1 rRNA gene is annotated in these 527 nt (G+C 52.0%); it reads right to left on the bottom strand.

The features are described from left to right. A 23S ribosomal RNA gene (locus IP510_RS13625) occupies positions 1–527 on the bottom strand; the annotation flags it as partial.

Raw genomic sequence — 527 nt, 5'->3', positions numbered from 1 at the left:
TCCGTACGGCTGAACCACGAAGGCTTACCTAACATACGAAATCTACAACTTCGGTGGTGTGCTTGAGCCCCGTTACATTGTCGGCGCGGAATCACTCGACCAGTGAGCTATTACGCACTCTTTGAACGAGTGGCTGCCTCTAAGCCAACATCCTGGTTGTCTATGCAACTCCACATCCTTTCCCACTTAGCACACGCTTGGGGACCTTAGTTGGTAGTCTGGGCTGTTACCCTCTCGACGATGAAGCTTATCCCCCACCGTCTCACTGCTGCGCTCTCACTTACCGGCATTCGGAGTTTGGCTAACGTCAGTAACCTTTTAGGGCCCATCAGCTATCCAGTAGCTCTACCTCCGGCAAGAAACACGCAACGCTGCACCTAAATGCATTTCGGAGAGAACCAGCTATCACGAAGTTTGATTGGCCTTTCACCCCTATCCACAGCTCATCCCCTCAGTTTTCAACCTAAGTGGGTTCGGTCCTCCACGTGCTCTTACACACGCTTCAACCTGGCCATGGATAGATCACT

This window comes from Psychrobacter sp. NG254, assembly GCF_015277735.1.
Taxonomy (GTDB): Bacteria; Pseudomonadota; Gammaproteobacteria; order Pseudomonadales; family Moraxellaceae; genus Psychrobacter.
The sequence above is the reverse complement of the archived record's forward strand: the minus strand, read 5'-3'. Positions and strand labels throughout refer to the sequence as shown.